General features: G+C 38.8%; 4 protein-coding genes and 2 pseudogenes. 2 read left to right on the forward strand and 4 right to left on the reverse strand.

What is annotated here, in order from left to right:
* The first annotated feature begins 176 nt into the window (after nt 1-176).
* A complete protein-coding gene (gene asnS, locus CWB85_RS19095) occupies nt 177-1,574 on the forward strand; it encodes an asparagine--tRNA ligase (protein ID WP_016709703.1) in 1,398 nt (465 codons plus the stop codon).
* Between the two features lie 173 nt (nt 1,575-1,747).
* Entirely contained in the window at nt 1,748-3,289 is a 1,542-nt protein-coding gene (locus CWB85_RS19100; protein WP_016709702.1) for a methyl-accepting chemotaxis protein, read from the forward strand.
* A 116-nt stretch (nt 3,290-3,405) separates the two neighbouring features.
* Here the strand turns inward: CWB85_RS19100 and CWB85_RS22840 are convergent.
* From CWB85_RS22840 to CWB85_RS19115, 4 genes and pseudogenes are all read right to left on the reverse strand, one after another.
* Nucleotides 3,406-3,591 (reverse strand): annotated as a pseudogene (locus tag CWB85_RS22840) (IS3-like element ISSse1 family transposase); the annotation flags it as partial.
* 365 nt (nt 3,592-3,956) lie between these two features.
* On the reverse strand, nt 3,957-5,366 hold the full coding sequence (locus CWB85_RS19105; protein WP_138555737.1) for an arylsulfatase: 1,410 nt from the start codon (nt 5,364-5,366) through the stop codon (nt 3,957-3,959).
* 513 nt (nt 5,367-5,879) lie between these two features.
* Entirely contained in the window at nt 5,880-6,194 is a 315-nt protein-coding gene (locus CWB85_RS19110) for a hypothetical protein (protein WP_016709700.1), read from the reverse strand.
* Nucleotides 6,195-6,605: 411 nt separating this feature from the next.
* Nucleotides 6,606-6,934, reverse strand: a pseudogene (locus tag CWB85_RS19115) (alpha-amylase family glycosyl hydrolase); the annotation flags it as partial.

A 6,934-nucleotide genomic window follows, 5' to 3' on the forward strand; every position in this document is an offset into this window, starting at 1 on the left:
TTATCACGAAAATTTAAAGTTACAGGTTTTAAACGACAAAAAATCACAAAAATGCAAAAGAATAAGCAAAGAGTTACCTTTGAATGTTTTTTTATTTTACATTCAAAGGTAAGATACACCGTTCAAGTGCAATGGCGCACATATTAATGTAGGCAACTTATATCATTGGAGTGAAGATGAGCCACTTAGCGATTTCAGAGCTATTAAAAGGCAAGGTTGCGGTAGACAGCCAAGTAACAATTAAAGGCTGGATCCGTACACGCCGCGATTCAAAAGCAGGAATTTCATTTTTAGCCGTTCATGACGGTTCGTGTTTTGATCCTATTCAGGCGGTAGTCCCTAATTCACTTAATAATTATGATGAAGTTACTCGCCTAACCGCTGGTTGCTCGGTGTCAGTTACTGGTGTTTTAGTACAATCAGCAGGTCAAGGTCAATCATATGAAATTCAAGCAAACAGCGTACAAGTGCTTGGCTGGGTAGAAAACCCAGATTCATACCCAATGTCGGCTAAGCGCCACAGCATTGAGTATTTACGTGAACACGCTCACCTTCGCCCACGTACTAACATGATTGGTGCAGTAACACGTGTACGTAACTGTTTAGCGCAAGCTATTCACCGCTTTTACCATGAGCAAGGTTATTACTGGATCAGTACCCCTATTATCACTGCAAGTGACTGTGAAGGTGCAGGTGAAATGTTCCGCGTATCAACGTTAGATATGCAAAACCTACCACGTACAGATAAAGGCGAGATTGATTACAGCGAAGATTTCTTCGGTAAAGAAGCGTTCCTTACTGTATCAGGTCAGTTAAACGGTGAAACTTACGCTTCAGCGATGTCAAAAATTTATACTTTTGGTCCAACTTTCCGTGCTGAAAACTCAAACACATCACGCCACCTAGCTGAATTTTGGATGGTAGAGCCTGAAGTGGCTTTCGCTGATCTAGAAGATATCGCCAAATTAGCTGAAAACATGCTTAAGTACGTATTCAAAGCGGTACTTGAAGAACGCCGTGATGATATGGAATTTTTTGCGCAACGCGTTGAAAAAACGGCTATTACCCGCCTTGAAGAATTTGTTGAGAAAGATTTTGCCCAAGTTGATTACACAGACGCGGTTGAAATTCTTAAAAGCTGTGGTAAGAAATTTGAATACGCCGTTGAATGGGGTGTAGATTTACAATCTGAGCACGAGCGCTATTTAGCTGAAGAACACTTTAAAGCACCAGTAGTTATTAAAAACTATCCGCGCGATATTAAAGCATTCTACATGCGCCAGAATGAAGACGGTAAAACCGTTGCTGCAATGGATGTTGTAGCACCAGGTATTGGCGAAATCATTGGTGGTTCGCAACGTGAAGAACGCCTTGATGTACTTGATGCGCGTTTAGACGAAATGGGCTTAAACAAAGAAGACTACAGCTGGTACCGCGACCTACGTAAATATGGTTCAGTGCCTCATTCTGGTTTTGGCCTAGGTTTCGAACGTTTAGTTGCTTATGTTACTGGTATGGGCAACGTACGTGACGTAATCGCCTTTCCACGTACTAAAGGCAGTGCAACTTACTAAAATGAGTTGATGCTCATTACTAATATAGATTATTGCTATAGAGATTACTAAAAAAGCCAGCCCTAGGGTTGGCTTTTTTAATAGGAATTTGTGCCCATATAAGACCTTTTAATAATTGATTTAGTTTGTTTTATATTCAAAACTAAAAATTACAATAAAAAAAGGCCAATGGCATGAATTTAAACTTACTGTTTTATACATTAATCTATTTCATTATTGCTGTACTGTACTTTCTTGCACAGCTGACCCTAGTTAGCGCGCTACTGTTAACCGCACTAAGCGCACTGATGTTTTTTAGGGAGAAAGTTTTTGCTAAAAAAGCTCAAGTTAAGCCTGAACCTGATCAGCATGCAGTTATTACTAAGGTTGCTGATAATATCACTAAGGCAACGTCGAAAAACGCCATCGGTGCGGCAGAAGTTGCATTCTATGTTGACAGTTTAGCCAAAGAAATTGATGGCTGTTATAGCGAAAGTGAATCTGTAAACCAAGCAACACAAGCCTTATCTCACAACAGTAGCGAGCTGACAAACAATATAACCACCGTTAACCAAGCAATGATCCAAACGGCAAAAGCCTCGACCTCTGCAGATCAACGCCTGCAATTGGCCACAGAGCAAATAGACTCGTTATCAAGCTCCATTGATAAAGTTGCAAACCAACTTGACCTACTTTTACAAAGTGCCACAGATATTCAAAGTATTACCCAAGTAATTCAAACCATTGCCGAGCAAACTAACCTACTCGCTCTTAATGCAGCAATTGAGGCGGCTCGCGCTGGCGAGCAAGGCAGAGGTTTTGCTGTTGTTGCTGATGAAGTTAGGAATCTTGCCAATAAAACCAATCAAGCAACGAAACAAATTGCTGATATGCTAACTGAAATAAATACCAATAGCCTGCAAACAAATGACGATATGAAGCAAGTATCAACACGCAGTGAGTCAGTTAAACAAGAACTCGAAAACGTCACTCAATCATTTTTAGCAATCAACCATGATATTAGTGAATCATCTTCAACACTTGAAAACATGCAGCACGCGGTCAGTGCTTTTCAACAAGCAACCGCACAAATCAACACCTCGGTTGGGAGCATTAGCCACCTACTCGCAGAAGTGGCGACAAAAAGTACCTCAATCTCAGATCAAGCGTCTAACTTATCACTCGGATCTGAAACTATTTTTAGAGAGCTTAATAAAGTTGACCACGATGCATTCTTTCAACCGATTTTAAACGTCGCATTAGCAGCAAGTTCAGCCATTTCGGCGAAATTTACAGAGTTACTGGCAACATCACAACTGAGTGAACAGCAGCTGTTTTCTCAAGATTATAAAGAAATACCTAATACAAACCCGACTAAATACAGCACCGACTACGACAGCTTAACCGATAAAATTTTACCACCAATTCAAGAACCCATTCTTGAAAATAAGCAAATCCTGTTTGCCGGTGCCGTAGACAAAAAAGGTTACTTCCCTACTCACAATAAACGCTACAGCCAGCCACTAACCGGTAACTACCAACAAGATTTAGTGAATAACCGCACTAAGCGTATTTTTAACGATGCTACAGGCAGCCGCTGCGGCAGCCACACCGAAAGCTTTTTATTACAGACCTACAAACGAGATACCGGCGAGATTTTACATGACCTATCAGTACCCATTTATGTAAATGGGAAACACTGGGGCGGTTTTAGAATTGGTTTTAAAAGCAGTTGAAGGCAAAGCTGTAAACGATATGATCTGACCCCGCTAAAAAAGTAGACACGGGGTTTAATTTATTGATTCATATTACATGGGGCTCACATTGCCTAACGCTCTATGCATTCTCACTGATTGCTCATCCATTCTTTTTTATACTGAGCAAAGAAACTTTCTGAGCACGCATTATCCCAGCAATTTATTTTTCTAGACATGCTTATCGTTACATCTCGTTTGTTCAACCACGCTATCATTTCTTTTGCTAGATATTAACTCCCTTGGTCTGAATGAAACAATAGGCTATTTCCATCTGGTTTACGTGCATGCTACGCTTTGTAATAAACGCTGCACACGACCTTTACTGCAATCAAACCCATTGGCTACGGCGGCTTCCCACAATTTTCTGTAACCAGCTATACAGTGATCTTTACTACTTCTTTTTCAAAAAATGAAGTAATGAGTCGTTTTTATTCACTCTATAAGCCACTCTCTACGGTGATCATAGTTTTTCCCCGTGTGTCGATGTTTTTTGCATGATGTGAAAGCGAATAAGGCAGATTGCTTTTCATTGATATAAAAATTGCGGATTTCTTTGCGACTCTCTACACAAACTCAGTTTAAAATAAAAACGGCCAATCATACAATCAGCCGTTTTATAATTGATTCTATGGCTTTTAGTTTCATATTAGCCTTTTGGCTTATATGGATCCGGTGTACCTAGCTTAATAGGCGGCTCTTTAACTAAAGTTTTATTAAACTCTATTACTTTTTTCATGACCACTGGTAATACCCAAGTACTATCCGGAGCAATGTTATAACTCTCTTTTGGATCTTTGGTCAGGTTATAAATATGAGGCACATTTAATTTTTTAGGCGTACCAAACATACTATTTAGCTCTATAAAATGAATTTTCCAATCACGCCATTTGTATGCATACATTTCATCACCGTTGTATACAGGAAAACCTTCTCGAGCACTTTTACCATTTTCGTTAAACAATACTCCAGTTTGAACTACCCCATCAATAATACGATCATCAGGTAAGTCAAAGTCCATAATTTTAGCAAATGTTGGTAACAAGTCAGTCATATGAATGATTTCATTACTAACAGTGCCTGACTTTATCTTATTTGGCCAACGAACAATAAATGGCGCACGTAACGACCCTTCAAGCGCTGTAAAGTAGTGACCACGCCAATAACCCGAAGTACCATGATATGCTGCAACTTCTTCTGGCCCATTATCACTAGCAAAAATAACAATGGTGTTATCAGTTACACCAAGCTTTTCAAGCGCTGCGACCATCTCACCAACGTGGTGATCCATTTCAACAACTGAATCTGCAAAGTCACCATTGCCAGTTACACCAATAAAATCAGGGTGTGGTAATGTCGGTAAATGAACTTGTGTTAAAGGAACATAGGCAAAAAATGGTTTGTCAGCCTTAACTTGACGTGTCATAAAGTCGATTGCTTTAGCAGTTAAGTCTGTATCAATTTGTCGACGCATATCTAAGTCATAAGGGGCTATGTCCGTCGGGGTTTTATTACGCTTAGCTTCCTGCACTACAGGCTTAAGGCCCACTTTCCCATCATACTTATATTGAGAACTATATTGCGACTCATCGGTAGTATTTGCAATACCGTACCACTCATCAAAGCCTTGGTTTGTCGGAAAACGGCCATCGGTATCACCCAAATGCCATTTACCAAACATTCCCGTAGAATATCCTTGCTCTGAAAGCAGTTCAGGTAACGTTTGCTCCCATTGAGTTAAACCATATAACATACCCCAAACAACTTTTGTGGTTCCTGAACGGATTGGGTGCCGACCGGTCATCAAAGCTGAACGACTTGGCGTACATTGTGGTTCAACATTAAAATTAGTTAACCTAAGCCCCTGTGCAGCAAGTGTATCTATATTGGGTGTTGGTGCACCACGTAAAGAACCACCGCCATAAACACCCAGCTCGCCATATCCTAAGTTATCAACCATAATCATCAAGACATTCGGCTGAGTTTTAGCAAAAGCAGAACCTATAAACAGAAATAAACAAGTACAACAACTAAATATAAATATTTTAATATTATTCATACATTAATCCTTTTTCTAAGTTATTGTACTTATAGCTTACAGAACCCATTAGCACAAAGTTGATTTTTACTTAGAACTCTCCGGTCGTTATAAACGTATACCGCCGTCTATTTCAATTACACGACCTGTGAAGAAGTCGTTTTGAACAATTTGCTATTCACCGAAAACTTCAAGTGAGTTTTGCAGTAACAACAAAGCTCCAGATAAACCAGAAAAGATTAACAACCAATGTAAAGTAAAGCTTAATAGTCGATCAAACTTTGTTATGTGTTTAAACAAAATGCTTGTAAAAAGTTGAGTAACTTGGAAGGGGTTTTAAGCAACAAATATAATTTAGAGATTTATTTTTTATCAAAGACTTAAGTAAGCTGCCAAATTTGTGTACTGTTGACTAAATTGCTAACAACCTTAGCTATAGCCAAAGTAAACATGTCTGTTTAGAGTTGACTGGGAGTGAGTAAGACTTTCAAAAGGTATATTAATTCTTGTTGGCAAAGTTAAGACGCATATGTATCAGAGCAACCAACCCCAAACCATACAAACTAACGCTAGTATTAACCCGCTAGATAATACCCCTTGCTGTATTCTAGGATCAACCAATGCCTGAAGTTTAAATGCTGGAGAAAAAATCTGCTTAAATGGAGTAAAATAGATTTTCGGCGCAAGCCCTGTACCGACCAAAATTAAAAATACAGCTATTGTACTAGTTAAGTCTAACCATGAAAGATCATTAAAAATGAAATCATAGATACCGATAATTAAGAATAGAAACCCTATGAGCCAACACACAACTAATACTATTTTTTCTTTAATTAGGGTCCCATCCATTAACTACTACTCCATGTTACTCTAACGAGTTTGCAGAACGGCTCGTTTAATTTATTTTTTTATTGATGCATTAACCATAGCCGAGTTCCTACTTTGATTCAATCGGTTACTTCTATTTCATTGAAATATAGTAAGAAGACTTGGTGTGATTTAATTTTTTTGAAGTGCAGCAAGTAAGAGTAGATAAATGGACGGACTAGATAAATGGACAGGCATATTTTATTTATCGTCTAACATCAAAAACCTCCTAAGGAACGACTAATCCCCCTGCATTTATACACTATCAATTTCTTCATTTGTTGATTTATAAGTTTTACATTTTTGGGTATGGTGTTAAACAGCAGAGTAAAGTTTTGCTAGACGGATACTTTATAGGTGAGATTATTTTTCAATTACTAGATAAACTTAGTGCTAACCTACCCCTTTATACCATTTGACATCGTTGGTTGCCGCATGCTGCTTTAATCGTTGTTTACTGCCAGCAAAATTTGAATATTGATGTCTAAATCGCTTTACGGATTCAAGCCATTGCGCTTCTTCTATATTCAAAGTAAGCAGCGCTTTAGGGACTGTGTGGTTTGCCCTTTTTTCTTTGGATCTATGTGACGACCACTCCAGTCCACTAATTCAATGTAATCTAGCAAGGCAAAGGGAATTGTATGTTTGATGTCATTACCACCAAATGGCTTTAGCTGTGCAGGTTGGCTTTCATGTTGGATATTATCCTTTTGCTTGAGGGG

It is taken from the genome of Pseudoalteromonas sp. S1727, from assembly GCF_005886375.1.
Lineage (GTDB): Bacteria > Pseudomonadota > Gammaproteobacteria > Enterobacterales > Alteromonadaceae > Pseudoalteromonas > Pseudoalteromonas haloplanktis.

Excerpts from the sequence above, each read along its gene's own strand:
- asnS (WP_016709703.1), top strand. The coding sequence starts at position 177 with ATGAGCCACTTAGCGATTTCAGAGCTATTAAAAGGCAAGGTTGCGGTA.
- CWB85_RS19100 (WP_016709702.1), top strand. The coding sequence starts at position 1,748 with ATGAATTTAAACTTACTGTTTTATACATTAATCTATTTCATTATTGCT.
- CWB85_RS19105 (WP_138555737.1), bottom strand. The coding sequence starts at position 5,366 with ATGAATAATATTAAAATATTTATATTTAGTTGTTGTACTTGTTTATTT.
- CWB85_RS19110 (WP_016709700.1), bottom strand. The coding sequence starts at position 6,194 with ATGGATGGGACCCTAATTAAAGAAAAAATAGTATTAGTTGTGTGTTGG.